The organism is Hyphomonadaceae bacterium ML37 (assembly GCA_027627685.1).
Taxonomy (GTDB): Bacteria; Pseudomonadota; Alphaproteobacteria; order Caulobacterales; family Maricaulaceae; genus Oceanicaulis.
Map to the genome: position 1 here is coordinate 1,415,565 of CP091241.1, position 15,573 is coordinate 1,431,137.

Sequence of the window (15,573 nt, forward strand, 5' to 3'; positions counted from 1 at the left end):
CCGCGCGCCCTCAGTGACAGGATCGCCAACCGAATGACCTTTACCCAGCGCTTGCTCGTCTCCGCCGCCGCCGGTCTCGCCCTGACCGCCGCCATGCCCGGCCTTTCCCTGACCGCCGCTCCGGCCCACGCCCAGACCTATGCGGCGCCCAATGGCGCGCCCATGAGCTTTGCCGACCTGATCGAGCGGGTCAGCCCGGCCGTGGTCTCCATCGAGGCCGAAGGTGCGGTGAGCCGCGAAGAAATGCCGGACCTGAGCGAAATGCCGCCGCAGCTGCGTGAGTTCTTCGAGCGCTTTGGCGGCATGCCGGGCCAGCAGGCGGCGCCGCGTCCGCGCCGCTCGCAAGGGTCAGGCTTCTTTATCAGCGGCGATGGCCTGCTGGTCACCAATAACCACGTCATCGCAGGCGCCGATTCCATCCGCGTCTCCCTGAGCGACGGCCGCAGCTTCGACGCCGAAGTGGTCGGGCGCGACGAGCTGACCGATCTGGCGCTCTTGCGCGTCGAGCCGGGCTCGCGCCCCTTCCAGCATGTTGAGCTGGCGCGTGAGCTGGAGGTGCGCGTCGGCGACTGGGTTGTGGCGGTGGGCAATCCCTTCGGTCTGGGCGGCACGGCGACCGCCGGTATCGTCTCGGCGATCGGACGCGAGATGAGCCCGGCCCAGGCCTATATCGACTTTTTGCAGATCGACGCGCCGATCAATCGCGGCAATTCGGGCGGCCCGGCCTTTGATCTCAACGGGCGCGTGGTCGGCGTGAACTCCGCCATCATCTCGCCCACGGGCGGCAATGTGGGCATCGGCTTCGCCATTCCCTCCGACGTCGCCGCCTCCATCATCGAACAGCTGATCGAGGGCGGCGAAGTGCGCCGGGGCTATCTGGGCATCTCGCCGGCTGACCTCACCGATGATCTGCGCGACGCCATGGGCCTCGATGAGGATCTCGAAGGCGTGCTGATCAATCAGGTGCTGGCCGGAACCCCGGCCGCAGAAGGCGGGCTGCAGAACGGCGACATCGTCACCACCATCAATGGCGCAGCCGTGTCGGGCGCACGCGTCCTGACCCAGCGCGTGGGCGCGTTTGCACCAGGCGCGCAGATCACGCTGGGCGTGCTGCGTGACGGCCGCGAGCGCACATTGCGCGTGCGTCTGGCCGAGCGTCCCGCCGATGCGGGCGGTCCCGTGACGCCGGCCCAGCCTGAACAGCCCGAAGACGCGCCGCGCTTCTTCGGCATGACGCTGGAAACGCCGTCCGAACAGGACCGCGCCCGGCTGGAGCTGGGTCAGCGCGGCCTTCTGGTCGCCGATCTGGATGCGGATTCCGAAGCGGCCCGCAAGGGCCTGCGCCCGGGCGATGCGATCCTGGAAGCGGGCGGGCGCGATGTGCGCACCGTCGCCGATTTCCGCGCCGCGGCTGAAGAGGCCCGCTCGCGGGGACGCGCCGCGCTTCTGGTGTTCGTCGCCATGCAGGGCGGTCAGCAGCGCTACGCCGCGCTGGATCTGGACGCGATGGACTAGGGCCGCCGCGCCGGCCCGTCAGGGCGCGCTGGCGCATTAACACGGGATGTGAGACCGCCATGCGGGTTCTGATTGTTGAAGATGACCGGGAGGTCGCGCGCAATATCGCGAAAATGTTGCGCGAGTGCGGGCACGTCGCTGACGCCGCCCATGATGGCGAGGACGGGCTGGCGCTGGCGCGCGAAGGCACGTTCGACGTGCTTATCGTCGACCGGATGATGCCCCGGCGCGACGGTCTCTCCATGATCTCGGCCCTGCGCGAAGAGGGCGACAAGACCCCGGTGCTGATCCTGTCGGCGCTGGGCGAGGTCGATGACCGGGTCGAGGGCCTGAAAGCCGGCGGCGATGATTATCTGGTCAAGCCCTACGCCCCGTCCGAGCTGATCGCGCGCGTCGACGCGCTGGCCCGCCGGCGCAATCCCGACGCGGTGAAAACCCGCCTGGAAGTCGGCGATCTGGAAATGGATCTGCTGGCGCGCACCGTGAAGCGGGGCGGCGAGGCGATCTTGTTGCAGCCGCGCGAATTCCGCCTCTTGGAATTCCTCATGCGCAACGCCGGACAGGTGGTCACCCGCACCATGCTGCTGGAAAAGGTCTGGGATTATCATTTCGACCCCCAGACCAATGTGATCGACGTGCACATCTCGCGCCTGCGCGCCAAGATCGACAAGCCCTATGGCACGGCGATGCTGCACACGGTGCGCGGGGCAGGCTATCGTCTCCAGCCGTGAGACAGCCCTGACCGGCCCCCAGACCAGCCAGAGAGGCGGCGTGACCCAGCCTGCAGGACACATCTGGCGTCTGCCGCCCTTCCTGCGGACCACCGCCTTCCGCCTGACGCTGCTGTCAGCGGGGCTGTTTGCCTTGTCGAGCTTTGTGATTCTGGCGCTGGTCTATGCCGCCACCGTCGGGGCCTCGATGAACCGGGCCGATGCCGCGATCACCGCTGAGGTCGCCCAGATCGAGGCGCGCTACGCCGCCGGGGGTGCGGCCGGCGCCAATCGCTATATCGTTCAGCGCTCGGTGGGCGGCGGGGAGTTTCTCTATCTTTTCCTGGACGCCGACCAGCGCCGCCTGTCGGGCAATATCTCCGGCCTGCCCGCCGCGCCTGCCGATGCGCAAGGGCGCGTGCGCTTTGTCTATGACCGCGCACCCGCCGACGGAGCCGATGGCGGGGCGGGACGCAATGCCCGCGGCCAGATCACCGAGCTGGCCGGCGGCCACCGCGTCTTTGTCGGCATGGATGTGGAGGAGGAGGCGCGCTTTGTCTCCAACACCCTCAACGCCGTGCTGTTCGCTTCGGCCCTGGCGCTGGGGCTCGGGATCATTTCCGGCGCCGTGGTCAGCCGCCGCTTCTCCCGGCGCCTGGACGCCATCAACGCGGCGGCCCGCGCCATCAAGGCCGGCCGGCTGGAGACCCGCGCCCCGCGCAATCACACTGGCGATGATCTCGACGAGCTTTCGTCCAATTTCAACGCCATGCTCGACCGGGTGGAGCATCTCATGCAGCGCATGCGCACGGCGGGCGATTCCATCGCCCACGATCTGCGCCTGCCGCTGACGCGCCTGCGCGGGCGCCTCGAAGGCGCGCTGATCGATTCCGATGACGCGGAAGCGCGCGAGGCCGCGCTCCAGCGCGCCATCAGCGATGTGGACGAGCTGTTGCGCACCTTCAACGCCGTCATGTCGCTGGCCCGGCTGCAAGCCGGCGAGCGCCGCCGCGCGTTCGAGACCCTCGACATCACCGCCCTGCTCAGCGACGTCGCCGAGCTCTACGAGCCGGTGTGCGAGGAGACGGGGCTGGAGTTCGCCTGCGACTGCCCGCCCGGCCTCACGCTTCTGGGCGACCGCGAGCTGATCGCCCAGGCCGTCGCCAATATCCTCGACAACGCCGTCAAATATACGCCCGGCGGCGGCGCGGTGGTGCTGCGCGGACGGCGCACGGCGGCCGGCGCGCTGGAAATCTCCGTCACGGACACCGGCCCGGGCATTCCCATGGAGCATCGCGCGCGGGTGCTGGAGCGCTTTGTGCGGCTGGAAAAATCCCGCTCCCTGCCGGGCGTCGGCCTCGGCCTGTCACTGGTCCAGGCCATCGCCGAGGTCCACGGCGCGCAGCTCACCCTGGATGACGGCCCCGGCCCGGGCGGCGAAGACGGCCAGGGCCCCGGCCTGCGCATCGCGCTGACCTTCCCCCCGGGGGAGGGTTAGGGCTCCGGGCTAGGCTCGCTGTCTAACCATAGCGCGCCTCTCGAACCGGCTCAGACGTCTCGGCCCTGCTCGCGCCACAGCCGGGGCACATCGGCCCAGCCGGGGACGGTCTCTGTGAGCAGGCCCAGCACCTTGCCCGTCGCGATCTCGCGGAACAGGCGCAGGGCCTCCAGGTGCGGCCCGCTGCGCAGATAGGCCAGCATCGCCTCCCGATTCACCCAGACGCTGAGCGTATGGTGCACATCATCCACCGTGCGCGCCTCTGCGCGCAGATTGCCCGGCGCACTCTGGGCCTGGAGCATGGAGGCCACGGCATGCTCCCAGAACTGCGTGTCATGGCGCGGATGGCGCACGCGCAGGCCCGTAATCGACACATAAACAAGACTTTCTGGGGTTTCGGTCATCGCGGGCGCCTCATCGGTTGACAGCGTCTACCTGCTCCCATATTGGGTTGACGCTGTCAACCTGTTCGGAGATGCCGCCATGGGCGCGAAGGCCTTTCAGAAAAAATACGGCCCCTGGGTCCTGATCACCGGCGCGTCATCGGGCATTGGCGAGGCCATGGCGTTCGAGGCCGCGCGCCGGCGCCTCAATGTGGTGCTTGTGGCGCGCAGCGAGGCCCGGCTGGCCGATATCAGCGTTCAGCTCAAACAAACCTACGGCGTAGAGACGCGCGTGATCGTGGCGGACCTGGCCAGGCCTGACGCCGTGGACGCCGTGACAGGCCAGACGGCGGAGCTTGATATCGGCCTTCTGGCCAATTGCGCCGGGTACGGCACCTCGGGCGATTTCGTCGATATCCCCGCCGAAGACGAGCTGGACATGATCAACGTCAATTGCCGCGCCTCGGCCGCGCTGACCCATGTGTTTTCAAAGCGCTTTATTGAACGCGGCAAGGGCGGCATCATCCTGATGAGCTCCATCGTGGCATTCCAGGGCGTGGCGCGCTCTGCCAATTACGCCGCCACCAAGGCCTGGGCGCAGGTCTTCGCCGAAGGCCTGCGCCTGGAGCTGGGCCCGCGCGGGATCGACGTGTTGGCCGTGGCGCCCGGTCCCGTCAACTCCGGCTTTGCGGCGCGCGCTGGCATGCAGATGGGCGGCGCCGCACGGCCCGTCACCGTCGCATGCGGCGCGTTCGCGGCGCTGGGGCGGACCGGATTGGTGCGCCCGGGCGCGCTGGCCAAGCTGCTGGGTTACAGTCTGGCGATGCTCCCGCGATTCGCCCGCCGGCGGATCATGAGCACGATCATGAAAGGCATGACCCGGCACAGGAATGGCGACGCGAGCAAAGCCTGACACCATCAAGGAGTCGTGCGTCGACACGGCGCTGGAGATCATCGAGGCCGATGGCGTCGAGCAGCTGAGCCTGCGCGAGGTCGCCCGGCGCCTGGGCGTCTCGCACCAGGCGCCCTACAAGCATTTTCCCACCCGCGACCATATCCTCGCCGCCGTGGTGGCGCGCTGCTACGCCGAGTTCGCCGCCTTTCTGGAGGCCCGCCCCCGCCATGACGACGGCTGGAAGGATCTGGGCGAGATGGGTCTGGCCTATCTCAGCTACGCCCGTGAGTTCCCGCTGAAATACCGGCTGATGTTCAATGCGCCCCTGCCGGCGCCGGCCGACCACCCTGACATGATGGAGCAGGCCCGCCACGCCTTCATGATCCTCCAGACCCGCCTGACCTCCCTGAATGTGCGCGAAGTCCCGGTGTCGGCGGATCATCCGGCCCGCCACGACGCCCTGTTCACCTGGTCCTGCCTGCATGGCCTGGCCAGCCTGATGCAGTCGGACGTGCTGCACACCCTGCCGCTCGACGCCGCCGACCGCGAGGTGCTGGTCAGCCGCCTCATGGCCCGGCTGGGCGCGGCGCTCGATCCGGGGTGTTAGGCGGGCGCAGGACGGGCTCCAAATCCAGGCCGCCGCCTCAACACCATCACCGGACGCCCGTCATGGCGTGCGGCAAAGCTCGGCTGATCTCTGGATGCCATGATAGCGCCGCTGGGTCTGATAGCATTCATTCGCGCTGACGTGCGCGCACATCCGCGCCGAATATTCCAGAGTGTTGTAGCGATAGCTGTCGCGCATACAGACATCGTTATAAACATTCCGGCATATGTCTGCTGACCGTTCGAGCGTATAGGTATTGTACGCCTGCCTGAAGCAGAATTGACTTCCGACATCCCGGCAAATTTCGGCGGCCCGCGTTGCCGTGTAGAAGCGATGCGCCACGCTGAAGCATGAGATGGCGGGCTGCGCCGTCGTCAGGTTCATCGCCAGCACGATTGAGCCCAGGATCATAATGCCCCCCAATGAATATCAGCCCGTCAATCTAGCCCCGCGCTGAACCTGTGGCATAGGCGGCTATTCATGGCGATGCGCCTCTTTGCAAAGACCATCGGACCGAGGGCGGTAAACCAGATTGAGTTTGGACTATGAACCGGCGCTGAACCCAGCCGCGCCTTTGGAGATGACTGTCCTTGGCCTGTCAGGCGAACAAACGAATGCCCTTGGACGTGCCGTCTGCTGCCTTGCCGTTCCCTCCGGAGCGGGCCAGTTTGAGCGCCATGACCGCCCCTTTGCCGCACCGGCTCGCCCGCACCCTGCCCATGATCGATCCCGCGCGCGCGGCGCGCTGGCGTGAGCGGATTGCGCCGGAGGCGTTTGTGGCGTGGGAGGCTGAAGGAGAAGGGGGCGGCGCGTTTCTGGACGCCGCGTTCGCCGCGGCGCCCTATCTGGCCCGCACTGCCGCGCGCCGGCCCGCCACGCTGCAGGCGCTGGGCGAAGTCTCGCTGGAAACCGTGCTGGAGCGGGCGCTCGACGCGGCGCGGGCCGCCGGCGCGCTGGAGGATGAGGCCGACGTGCTCCGCGCGCTTCGCGAGGCCAAGGCGGACATGCATCTGACCGTGGCGCTGGCCGATCTGGCGGGCGCGTGGCCATTGGAGACGGTGACGCGGGCGCTGTCGGACTTCGCGGATGTCAGCGTTCAGGCCTCGCTGGCCGCCGCTGCGCGCCTGACCGGGTTTGACGTGGCCGACGACGCTAACCCTGTGCCCGGCTATTTCGTGCTGACGCTGGGCAAGCACGGCCAGCGCAGCCTCAATTTCTCCTCCGACGTGGACCTTGTGATCGCGTGGGAGCCGGAGATCGCGCAAGGCCCCGAGGGCAAGGACCGGCCCAAGAGCTTCAATCGCCTGGCCCAGAAGCTCGCCTTCCTGATGCAGGAGGTGACGGCCCAGGGCTATGTCTTCCGCGTCGATCTGCGCCTGCGCCCCGATCCGGGATCGACCCCGCCGGCGGTGAGCGCCGACATGGCGCGGCGCTACTTTGAGGCGGTGGGCCAGAACTGGGAGCGGGCGGCCTACGCCAAGGCGCGCTGGTGCGCGGGCGACCGGGCCTGCGCCGATGCGTTCCTCACCGATCTCAAGCCCTTCATCTGGCGCCGGGCGCTGGATTTTGCCGCGGTGGAGGATATCCGCTCTCTGGCCAAGCAGATCCAGGCGGTGGGCGAGCGCTCCAGAGTGCGCGCGGCGGGTCATGATCTGAAGCTCGGGCGCGGCGGCATCCGGGAGATCGAGTTCTACGCCCAGGTGCTGCAGCTGGTGTTCGGCGGCCGCAAGCCCGTCCTGCGCCCGCCCGGAACGCTGGATGCGCTGCGGGCGCTGGCGGGCGAGGGGCTGATCGACGCCGATGAAGCCGACGCGCTGACGCGCGCCTACACAGTTTTGCGCGACGCCGAGCACCGCATCCAGATGATCGAGGACGCCCAGAGCCAGACCCTGCCCGAGGCTGACGAGGCGCGGCGCGCCGTGGCGGCGCTGTCAGGCGAAGCGGACCTCGCCGCCTTCGACGCGCGCATCCGCGCCACCTTGCAGGAGGTCCACGCCCTGTTTTCGGCGCAGTTCGAGGATGGCGAAAGCCTCGCCACGGATGCCGGCAGCCTGGTGCTCACCGGCGTCGAGCCGACGCCGGACACACTCGCCACGCTGACCAGGCTGGGGTTTGAAGACCCCGACCAGGTCTGGGCGCGCCTGTCCGGCTGGGCGGCCGGCCGGGCGCGCGCCGCGCGCACCGAGCGGGCGCGGCGGCTGTTCTCGCGCTTTGCGCCCAGGCTGGTGACCGCCATCGGCGCCACCGGTGATCCCGACGCCGCACTGACGCGCTTCGCGGCTTTCTTTGAAGGCTTGCCCAGTGGGGTGCAGGTCCTCTCCTTGCTGGTCAATCAGCCTGATCTGGCGCGCGAGCTGATCGTCATTCTGGGTCTGGCGCCGCGCCTGGCCGAATTGCTGGCCCGCCGGCCCGCCTTGCTGGACGTGATGCTGGAGCCGACCTTTGTGCGGCCCTTGCGAGAGGATCCGCCAGACCTGATCGCCAAACGCTTCGCGACGCTGGCCGATCTGCCGTTTGAAGACGCGCTCAACACCGCGCGGCGGATTGCCCGCGAGGAACGCCTGCGCATCGGCGCCCAGCTCCTGCTGGAACGCGCCGGCGCGACCGAGGCCGGCGCCGCCTTCGCCGCACTCGCCGACGCCGCCATCGCCGCCATGGCGCTCGCCGCGCAGCAGGAAATGACCCGCCGCCACGGCCCGGCGCCGGGGCGCTGGGCGGTGCTGGGCCTCGGCAAGCTCGGCGGGCGCGAATTGTCTGCCGATTCCGATCTCGACCTCATGCTGGTCTACGAAGCCGACGCGGAGGCCTCTGACGGCCCCAAGCCGCTGGGGGTGGAGACCTGGTTCATCCGCTTCACCCAGCGCCTGGTCTCGGCCCTGTCGGCGCCCACTGAAGAGGGCGATCTCTATCCCGTGGACATGGCCTTGCGCCCGTCGGGCAGTCAGGGCCCGCTGGCCGTGCGCCTGTCGCGCTTTGCCGCCTATTACGCCAGCGAGGAATCCTGGACGTTTGAACGCATGGCCCTGACCCGCGCCCGCATCGTCGCCGATGGCGGGCTGGGCGCGGAGCTCGACGAGGCCGTGGCGGCCGCCATCGCCCGAAGCGTACCCGCAGAGATGATCCGCGCTGACGCCGCCGACATGCGCGCGAGGCTTTTGCGCGAGAAGCCGGCCCGCTCGGCCTGGGACCTCAAAATGCGCGAGGGCGGCCTGATCGAGATCGAGTTCATTGCCCAGACCGCCCAGCTCATCGCCGGGCGCCGCGCCGACCCTGGCACCGCGCCCGCGCTCGCCGCGCTTGCCGCCTCCGGCGCCCTGCCGCAAGCCGAGGCCGAGGCGCTGATCGCCGCCCATGGCGACTATGCAGCGGTGACCCAGCTCATTCGCGCCGCCCATGGCGGCGGGTTCGATCCGGCGGGCGCCAGCGCGCCGTTTGCCCGGCGTCTGGCGCGCGCGGCGGGGTGTGACACCATGGAGGCGCTGGTTCGTCTCATGGAGGCCCATTCATGTACCGTGCGGGACCATTTTCGTACCCTCATCGGGGGATAGGCTGCAGCACAGGCGCGTGGATAGCGGCGGGCGGCGACGGATAGGGCGCGCGCGCTGCGTATCACCTGTCATGAGGGGGCTGGGACCCTCGCCATGAAAGGCAAATCTGATGAAAATCAAGCTCCTGACCACGTTGGCCGCCTTTGCTTTGGCCGCCGGCGCCGCTGGCGCCGTTGAAGCGGCGGTCTTCACCGCTGACGACCACTCCGCCACCGAACGCCCGGCCGGAAACTGGGGACCAGGCCGCCGCGGCGCCCGCGGCCCCGGCATGCTGGGCCTGGCTGCTGAAGATGCCGAGGCAGACGTTTCACGCACTGATTTCATTGCGTTTATCGGCTCCGAGTTCGATTTCCGCGACCGCAATGGCGACGGTGTCCTGACCATCGAGGACGCCTCTCCGGCCGAGCGGGCGCGGATCGAGCGCATGCGCAACAGCCCCCGCGCCCAGGCCTGGCGTGAACGTCAGGGCGAAGACGCCGCCGGCCCGCGCGAAATGACCCGCGACGCCTTCATCGAACGCAGCCTGTCCCTGTTTGACCGGGTCGATTCGAACAGCGATGGTGTTGTGACGGCTGAAGAACGCACCGCCGCCGCCGAACAGATGCGCGAACGTATGCGCGAGCGCCGCGGCAATGGCGAACGCCGCGGCCGTGGCCATCGCCGCGGAGGCTGACGCCTCCAGGAGCCGTCATGACGCGTCCCGCCCTGCGCCTGATCACAGGACGCTCCGGCTCCCAAGCCGGGGCAGGCGGGACGCAGATGGCTGCCGACCGGGCGCTGGCCGACGGCGTGGCGCGCGGTGATCGCGAGGCGATTGCAGCGCTTACAAAGCGTTGCCTGCCAATGGTTTTTGGCTTGGCGCAACGGCTCCTGCGCGATCCCGGCGAAGCCGAGGACGCCGCCCAGGAGGTGTTCGTCAAGGTCTGGCGCAAGATATCAAGCTACGATCCCGAGCGGGCCAAGATCGAAACCTGGATTGGACGCATCACCATCAATGCCTGCCATGACCGCCTGCGCAAACGCCGCGAAGCGCCGCTGGCGGGCGATGACGCGCCGGACTTGCCGGATACCGCGCCCGACGCCGAACAGACACTGGGCGCCCATCAGGCCGCCAGCCAGGTGCGCGCAGCCGTGGCGGCGCTGCCCGAGCGCCAGCGCATCGCACTGGAATTGCGTCACTTTCAGGATATGAGCCAGGCTGAGGCCGCACAGATCCTTGAGGTGAGCGAAGAGGCGCTGGAATCCCTGCTGGCGCGCGCGCGGCGGACTTTGAAAACAGCGCTTTTTAACGAGGCCGCCGCTATGATCGGCACGCTCAGCGATGGGCGAGGAGGCGACGCATGATGACGCTAGACCGTTTTGAAGACCTCGCCGGACTGTATGGTCCGGACGTGACCTCCTGGCCGGACGCCGAACGCGGCGAGGGTCAGGCCTTCATGGCTGCACATCCCGAGGCGGCCCGCACAGCGCTGGCGCAAGCCAGGGCTTTGAATGATCTTCTGGAATCGGCCCGCGACGCGGCGCCAAACGCGGCCTTGTACGCATCCGTGATCGCCAGCGCTCCGGCCTCGCAGGCCGCCGCGCCACGCTGGTCGGCGATGGCGGCGGCTGCGGCGCTGGTGGTCGGCGTCAGCGCCGGCTGGCTGACCACCGGGGCGCCCCAAACCGATGACGAAGTCCTGTTTGAGCGCGCGTTCGCGGTGCTGGCCGAAGATGAGGCCGACTGGCTGGAGGAGGCCGCGCGATGAGCAGGCTCAATATCTGGATCATGCTGCTGATTGCTTCGGTGCTGATCAATGGCGTGCTGATCGGCGCCGGCGCGCGCACCTGGTTCGCGGCGCCGGCGCCTGAAGCAACGCATCAGGACCGGTCCTCCGGCCCGCGCAGCGCCTTTAGCATGCGCGCCTTCATGCGCGCCCTTCCCGATGATAGCCGGGCCCAGGTGCGCGCCCGCTTCGAGGCGGCCGGACCGGAGTTAAGACAGCTCGGACGTGACGCCTGGCGGGCGCAGGAGGCGGCCTATGCCGCATTGCGGACCGAGCCGTTCGACCCCGACGCCGCCCGTGCCGCCACGGCGCAGGCGCGCGATGCGCGCGCCCGGTTTGAGGCGCGCTCCGAGGCGGTGATTCTGGAGACGCTGGCGGAGATGGAGCCGGAGACGCGCGCGCGCGTCATTGAAGAGACCGTGGCGCGCCGCGACCGCCCGTGGCGCGAGCGGCGCGGGGACGGGACGCGCTAAGCGGCCTGACTGGCCTGAATAATCTCGCCCGTGCGCGTTTCATCCACCGAGCACAGCGCCAGAAAAGCCGGGGCGATGTCGTCAGGATGGGGCAGGCTCTGCGGGTCTTCGCCCGGCACGGCCTTGGCGCGCATGCGCGTGCGCACACTGCCCGGGTCGAGGAGATTAGCGCGCACGCTGGAGCCGGACAGCTCCATGGCCCAGCTCCTGACCAGCGCATCCAGCCCGGCCTTGGACGCGCCATAGGCGGCCCAGTAAGCGCGCGAGCGCTGGCTGCCGATGCCCGAAGTGGTGAAGACCGCACGGCCCGCGTCAGAGGCTTTCAGCAGCGCTTCGAACGCGCGAATCAGGCGGGCCGGGGCCAGAAGGTTCACCGCCAGCACTTCGTTCCAGACCTTGGCCGGGATCTGCGCCGTGGGGGTGAGCATGCCCAGCACGCCGGCATTGACCACCAGAATATCCAGCTTGCCCCAGCGCTGCTCCACGGCCTGGGCAAGCTTTTCGATGCCGTCCGCCGAGGCCATGTCCATCGGGACCAGCGTCGCCGAGCCGCCCTGCTTGCGGATGGCGTCGTCCAGGTCTTCCAGACCGCCCTGGGTGCGCGCCGTCGCGATGACGTGCGCGCCTGCGCCCGCCAGCGCCAGAGCCACAGAATAGCCTATGCCGCGCGATGCGCCGGTCACCAGCGCCACGCGGCCCTCAAACGGGCGCGATTGGGTCATGCATCCACCAGAAGCGAGAGTTGTTCATCCTTGTTGGATCGCGCCATGTCGCGGTCCACAAGCCGGGTCGGGTATTCCCCGGTGAAATAGTGATCGGCCAGTTGCGGCCGGTCCGGGTTGCGCGCTTCGCCGCGCACCGCCCAGTACAGCCCTTCCACCGAGAGAAAGCCCAGCGAGTCGCATTCGAGCATGGCGCGCATGCGTTCGGGATTGTGGCTCGCGGCCATCAGCTCCTCACGCATGGGCATGTCGATGCCGTAGAAATCGGGATGGGTGATCGGCGGGCAGGCCGAGCGGAAATGGACTTCCGTGGCGCCGGCCTCGCGCACCATGCGCACGATCTTTTTCGATGTCGTCCCGCGCACGATGGAATCGTCGATCAGCAGCACGCGCTTGCCTTTCAGGACCGACGGATTGGCGGCGTGCTTGCGCCGGACGCCGAGATCGCGCTTGGCCTGGGTGGGCTGGATGAAGGTCCTCCCGACGAAGTGAGAGCGGATGATGCCAAGATCAAACGGGCGGCCGATGGCTTCGGCAAAGCCGAGCGCGGCGGCCATGCCGGAGTCCGGCACCGGCACCACCACATCGATATCCGCAGGCGATTCTTCGGCGAGCCGGCGGCCCATCCGCTTGCGCGCCTCGTAAACCGACACCCCGTCAATGATCGAATCGGGCCGTGCGAAGTAAATGTATTCGAACGCGCAGGGCCGCGCGGACGTTCGCGGGGCGTAGCGGCGCGACTCGATGCCCTTGTCCGATACGATGACCACTTCGCCGGGCTCCACCTCGCGCAGCAGGCGCGCGCCGATCATGTCCAGCGCGCAGGTCTCGCTGGCGAAAATCACCGCGTCGTCCAGCTCGCCCATGACCAGCGGGCGGATGCCCAGCGGGTCGCGTGCGCCGATCAGAGTGTCATTGGTCAGGCCGACCAGCGCAAACGCGCCCTCGATCTGGGTCAACGCCTGGATCAGCCGGTCCACCGCCTTGGTCTTCTTGGACCGGGCGGAAAGCTGAAGGATGACCTCGGTGTCCGAGGTGGACTGAAAAATCGCGCCGCCGGCCACCAGTTCTTCACGGATGGCGCGGGCATTCGTCAGATTGCCGTTATGGGCCAGCGCCACGCCGCCGCCGCGCACATCGGCGTAAAGCGGCTGGACATTGCGCATCACCGCGCCGCCTGACGTGGAATAGCGCACATGGCCGATCGCCATGTCGCCCGCCAGCGCCTTCAGGCGCGCCGGGTCGGTGAAATGGTCGCCCACAAGGCCCAGATGGCGCTCTGAGTGGAAGCGTCCGGCATTATAGCTGGTGATGCCGCAGGCCTCCTGGCCGCGATGCTGGAGCGCGTGAAGCCCGAAGGCCGTCAGGACCGCCGCTTCCGCTGCGCCGCGCACCCCGAACACGCCGCATTCCTCGCGCGGACGATCCGTGGCGGCGTCGTAGGTCAGACTGGGAAAGCTCATGTCATCGGCTCCCGTCGAGTGTGCGCTCGATAAGACGCCCCAACTCGTCCTCGTCAACATCGTCGCGCGGTCCGTCAGCAGCGCCGTCCCGAGCCCAGCTGCCTTCGGGCGCCAGCGATTGAAGAAGCTGGGCGGTGGCGTTGGCCAAGGGATAGGCCTGCGACCGGACCAGCCAAGCCGGTTCGGCGCCGGGTAACGTGTTTTTGAACACCAGCACCAGCAGCCCCAGAAGCACGAGACCGCGTGCAAGACCGAAGATAAAGCCGGCGGTGCGGTCGATCACGGTGACGTCCTCGCCGCTCTTCACACCCTTCTGCAGGGAGCTGGTGACGAAGCTGACCGCCAGATAGACCAGCAGAAACACCGCCGCCATGACGATCAGATTGGCCAGAATGTCCGAGCTGATCACGCCGCGCAAAAGGCTGGCGAAAACAGGCCGCGTCCAGAGCGCCGCCAGCGCCGCGGCGACGAAGGCTGTGACAGTCAGCGCCTCGCGGACAAAGCCGCGCATCAGGGCCATCACGCCGGATACAAACAGGATCACAAGGGCGAAGAGGTCAAATCCGGTCAGGCTGGCGTCCATCATGATCCTCCTGGCCCTGATCTCAAGCCGGGTCCTGGCCGAGCCGGCGCACCAGCGCCTGCACGGTATCCACACTGTCGATCCTGAGCCCTGCGCCGTCTGCGCCCTGCGGGGCGAGGGCGCGATTGAAGCCCAGCTTGGCGGCTTCCTTCAGGCGGGCTTCGGTGCGGCCGACCGGGCGCACATCGCCTGACAGTGCAATCTCGCCGAAGACGACGCCATCACCGGGCAGGGGGGTGTCAAGGAAGGATGAGATCAAGGCTGCCGCCACCGCCAGATCCGCCGCAGGCTCGGCGATTTTCAGTCCGCCCGCGACGTTGAGATAAACGTCGCGGCCGCCAAAGCCAAGGCCGCATCGCGCCTCCAGCACGGCCAGCACCATGGCGAGGCGTCCTGAGTCCCAGCCCACCACTGCCCGCCGCGGCGTGCCGAAGGCGGCGGGCGCCACCAGCGCCTGAATTTCGGTGAGCACGGGCCGCGTGCCCTCCATGCCGGCAAAGACGGCGGCGCCGGATGTGTTGGCGCCGCGGCCATCGAGAAACAGGGCGGACGGGTTGGACACTTCCTGCAGACCGGATTCGGCCATCTCGAAGACGCCGATCTCGTCAGCCGGGCCGAAGCGATTCTTCACTGCGCGCAGGATGCGGAACTGGTGGGTGCGCTCGCCTTCAAAATAGAGCACCGCGTCGACCATGTGCTCGACCACGCGCGGACCGGCGATCTGGCCGTCCTTGGTGACGTGGCCGACCAGCACCACCACCGTGTTGCGCTTCTTGGCGAAGCGCACGAGCTCCTGGGCGCAGGCGCGCACCTGCGCCACCGTGCCCGGAGCGGCGGCCAGCTGATCGGACCAGAGCGTCTGGATCGAATCGAGCACCGCAACGTCGGGGCTTTCCTTGCGCAGACCATCCAGGATCACCTCAAGCGAGGTCTCCGCCGCCAGACGCACCGGCGAATCAGCCAGGCCCAGCCGGCGCGCGCGCCGGCGGACCTGACCGGCCGCTTCCTCGCCGGAAATATAGACGGTGGAGGCGCCCGAAGACGCCAGGCGCGCAGCCGCTTGCAAGAGCAGTGTGGATTTGCCGATCCCCGGATCGCCGCCCACCAGAATGGCCGAGCCGGGCACAAGCCCGCCGCCAGCCACCCGGTCCAGCTCGTCAATGCCGGTGACAAGGCGGGGCGGGTCAGGCGTCTCGCTGCCCAGATCCACCAGCTCCAGCTGAGGGCGCCGGCTGGAGCGGGCAGGGGCCGCCTTGGCGCCGCTGCCCATGGGCGCGCTGGTCGCGGCTTCTTCGGCCAGCGAGTTCCACGCGCCGCACGCATCGCACCGGCCGGCCCACTTGGCGTGGACCGAACCGCAGGACTGGCAGACATAAACGGTTTCAGCGCGCGCCATTCATTCCCCGGCTT

At 68.5% G+C, this 15,573-nt stretch carries 16 protein-coding genes; 10 read left to right on the forward strand and 6 right to left on the reverse strand.

The window, feature by feature from the left end:
* Positions 1-33: 33 nt before the first annotated feature.
* Genes L2D01_06980 through L2D01_06990 form a run of 3 tightly spaced genes read left to right on the forward strand, consistent with a single transcriptional unit; the run spans position 34 to position 3,723 of the window.
* Entirely contained in the window at positions 34-1,515 is a 1,482-nt protein-coding gene (locus tag L2D01_06980; protein ID WBQ11519.1) for a Do family serine endopeptidase, read from the forward strand.
* 59 nt (positions 1,516-1,574) lie between these two features.
* The gene (locus L2D01_06985) at positions 1,575-2,246 is read left to right on the forward strand and encodes a response regulator transcription factor (GenBank protein WBQ11520.1); all 672 of its coding nucleotides are present in this window, start codon (positions 1,575-1,577) and stop codon (positions 2,244-2,246) included.
* Positions 2,247-2,286: 40 nt separating this feature from the next.
* Positions 2,287-3,723, forward strand: a complete 1,437-nt coding sequence (locus L2D01_06990; protein ID WBQ11521.1) for an ATP-binding protein — start codon at positions 2,287-2,289, stop codon at positions 3,721-3,723.
* 50 nt (positions 3,724-3,773) lie between these two features.
* Here the strand turns inward: L2D01_06990 and L2D01_06995 are convergent, their stop codons facing one another.
* Positions 3,774-4,127, reverse strand: a complete 354-nt coding sequence (locus L2D01_06995; protein WBQ11522.1) for a hypothetical protein — start codon at positions 4,125-4,127, stop codon at positions 3,774-3,776.
* A gap of 79 nt (positions 4,128-4,206) precedes the next feature.
* Here L2D01_06995 and L2D01_07000 point away from each other — a divergent pair, with 79 nt between their 5' ends.
* Positions 4,207-5,019, forward strand: coding sequence for an SDR family NAD(P)-dependent oxidoreductase (locus L2D01_07000; GenBank protein ID WBQ11523.1), 813 nt, complete (start codon positions 4,207-4,209; stop codon positions 5,017-5,019).
* Positions 4,997-5,608 (forward strand): TetR/AcrR family transcriptional regulator, encoded by a 612-nt coding sequence (locus L2D01_07005; GenBank protein ID WBQ11524.1) that lies wholly within the window; start codon positions 4,997-4,999, stop codon positions 5,606-5,608. The genes L2D01_07000 and L2D01_07005 overlap by 23 nt, the downstream gene beginning before the upstream one ends.
* A gap of 60 nt (positions 5,609-5,668) precedes the next feature.
* Here the strand turns inward: L2D01_07005 and L2D01_07010 are convergent, their stop codons facing one another.
* Entirely contained in the window at positions 5,669-6,019 is a 351-nt protein-coding gene (locus L2D01_07010; protein ID WBQ11525.1) for a hypothetical protein, read from the reverse strand.
* A gap of 266 nt (positions 6,020-6,285) precedes the next feature.
* On the opposite strand from L2D01_07010, the gene L2D01_07015 reads away from it, so the two are divergent.
* The 5 genes from L2D01_07015 to L2D01_07035 all read left to right on the forward strand — a co-directional run bounded on the left by L2D01_07015 (position 6,286) and on the right by L2D01_07035 (position 11,395).
* On the forward strand, positions 6,286-9,156 hold the full coding sequence (locus L2D01_07015) for a bifunctional [glutamine synthetase] adenylyltransferase/[glutamine synthetase]-adenylyl-L-tyrosine phosphorylase (protein WBQ11526.1): 2,871 nt from the start codon (positions 6,286-6,288) through the stop codon (positions 9,154-9,156).
* 109 nt (positions 9,157-9,265) lie between these two features.
* Positions 9,266-9,829 carry a hypothetical protein gene (locus L2D01_07020; GenBank protein ID WBQ11527.1) on the forward strand — a complete coding sequence of 188 codons (564 nt, stop codon included), beginning with the start codon at positions 9,266-9,268 and terminating at the stop codon, positions 9,827-9,829.
* Between the two features lie 17 nt (positions 9,830-9,846).
* Positions 9,847-10,500: an RNA polymerase sigma factor gene (locus tag L2D01_07025; GenBank protein WBQ11528.1), complete on the forward strand. Its 654-nt coding sequence runs from the start codon at positions 9,847-9,849 to the stop codon at positions 10,498-10,500.
* Positions 10,497-10,904: a hypothetical protein gene (locus tag L2D01_07030; protein ID WBQ11529.1), complete on the forward strand. Its 408-nt coding sequence runs from the start codon at positions 10,497-10,499 to the stop codon at positions 10,902-10,904. Before L2D01_07025 ends, L2D01_07030 begins: the two co-directional genes overlap by 4 nt.
* On the forward strand, positions 10,901-11,395 hold the full coding sequence (locus tag L2D01_07035; GenBank protein ID WBQ11530.1) for a periplasmic heavy metal sensor: 495 nt from the start codon (positions 10,901-10,903) through the stop codon (positions 11,393-11,395). Before L2D01_07030 ends, L2D01_07035 begins: the two co-directional genes overlap by 4 nt.
* Here L2D01_07035 and L2D01_07040 read toward each other — a convergent pair.
* The 4 genes from L2D01_07040 to radA are packed head-to-tail and all read right to left on the reverse strand — an operon-like array spanning position 11,392 to position 15,559.
* Positions 11,392-12,117: an SDR family NAD(P)-dependent oxidoreductase gene (locus L2D01_07040; protein ID WBQ11531.1), complete on the reverse strand. Its 726-nt coding sequence runs from the start codon at positions 12,115-12,117 to the stop codon at positions 11,392-11,394. The genes L2D01_07035 and L2D01_07040 overlap by 4 nt on opposite strands.
* Positions 12,114-13,580 carry an amidophosphoribosyltransferase gene (gene purF / locus L2D01_07045; GenBank protein WBQ11532.1) on the reverse strand — a complete coding sequence of 489 codons (1,467 nt, stop codon included), beginning with the start codon at positions 13,578-13,580 and terminating at the stop codon, positions 12,114-12,116. Before purF ends, L2D01_07040 begins: the two co-directional genes overlap by 4 nt.
* Position 13,581: 1 nt before the next feature.
* On the reverse strand, positions 13,582-14,166 hold the full coding sequence (locus tag L2D01_07050; protein WBQ11533.1) for a CvpA family protein: 585 nt from the start codon (positions 14,164-14,166) through the stop codon (positions 13,582-13,584).
* Between the two features lie 19 nt (positions 14,167-14,185).
* Positions 14,186-15,559 carry a DNA repair protein RadA gene (radA, locus tag L2D01_07055; GenBank protein WBQ11534.1) on the reverse strand — a complete coding sequence of 458 codons (1,374 nt, stop codon included), beginning with the start codon at positions 15,557-15,559 and terminating at the stop codon, positions 14,186-14,188.
* Between the last annotated feature and the right edge of the window lie 14 nt (positions 15,560-15,573).

What these genes read in the sequence shown, in the direction of transcription:
- L2D01_07000 (WBQ11523.1), top strand. Translation starts at nt 4,207, where the DNA reads ATGGGCGCGAAGGCCTTTCAGAAAAAATACGGCCCCTGGGTCCTGATC.
- purF (WBQ11532.1), bottom strand. Translation starts at nt 13,580, where the DNA reads ATGAGCTTTCCCAGTCTGACCTACGACGCCGCCACGGATCGTCCGCGC.
- L2D01_07020 (WBQ11527.1), top strand. Translation starts at nt 9,266, where the DNA reads ATGAAAATCAAGCTCCTGACCACGTTGGCCGCCTTTGCTTTGGCCGCC.
- L2D01_06985 (WBQ11520.1), top strand. Translation starts at nt 1,575, where the DNA reads ATGCGGGTTCTGATTGTTGAAGATGACCGGGAGGTCGCGCGCAATATC.
- L2D01_06980 (WBQ11519.1), top strand. Translation starts at nt 34, where the DNA reads ATGACCTTTACCCAGCGCTTGCTCGTCTCCGCCGCCGCCGGTCTCGCC.
- L2D01_07050 (WBQ11533.1), bottom strand. Translation starts at nt 14,166, where the DNA reads ATGATGGACGCCAGCCTGACCGGATTTGACCTCTTCGCCCTTGTGATC.
- L2D01_07040 (WBQ11531.1), bottom strand. Translation starts at nt 12,117, where the DNA reads ATGACCCAATCGCGCCCGTTTGAGGGCCGCGTGGCGCTGGTGACCGGC.
- L2D01_07010 (WBQ11525.1), bottom strand. Translation starts at nt 6,019, where the DNA reads ATGATCCTGGGCTCAATCGTGCTGGCGATGAACCTGACGACGGCGCAG.
- L2D01_07005 (WBQ11524.1), top strand. Translation starts at nt 4,997, where the DNA reads ATGGCGACGCGAGCAAAGCCTGACACCATCAAGGAGTCGTGCGTCGAC.
- L2D01_07025 (WBQ11528.1), top strand. Translation starts at nt 9,847, where the DNA reads ATGACGCGTCCCGCCCTGCGCCTGATCACAGGACGCTCCGGCTCCCAA.
- L2D01_07015 (WBQ11526.1), top strand. Translation starts at nt 6,286, where the DNA reads ATGACCGCCCCTTTGCCGCACCGGCTCGCCCGCACCCTGCCCATGATC.
- L2D01_06995 (WBQ11522.1), bottom strand. Translation starts at nt 4,127, where the DNA reads ATGACCGAAACCCCAGAAAGTCTTGTTTATGTGTCGATTACGGGCCTG.
- radA (WBQ11534.1), bottom strand. Translation starts at nt 15,559, where the DNA reads ATGGCGCGCGCTGAAACCGTTTATGTCTGCCAGTCCTGCGGTTCGGTC.
- L2D01_07030 (WBQ11529.1), top strand. Translation starts at nt 10,497, where the DNA reads ATGATGACGCTAGACCGTTTTGAAGACCTCGCCGGACTGTATGGTCCG.
- L2D01_07035 (WBQ11530.1), top strand. Translation starts at nt 10,901, where the DNA reads ATGAGCAGGCTCAATATCTGGATCATGCTGCTGATTGCTTCGGTGCTG.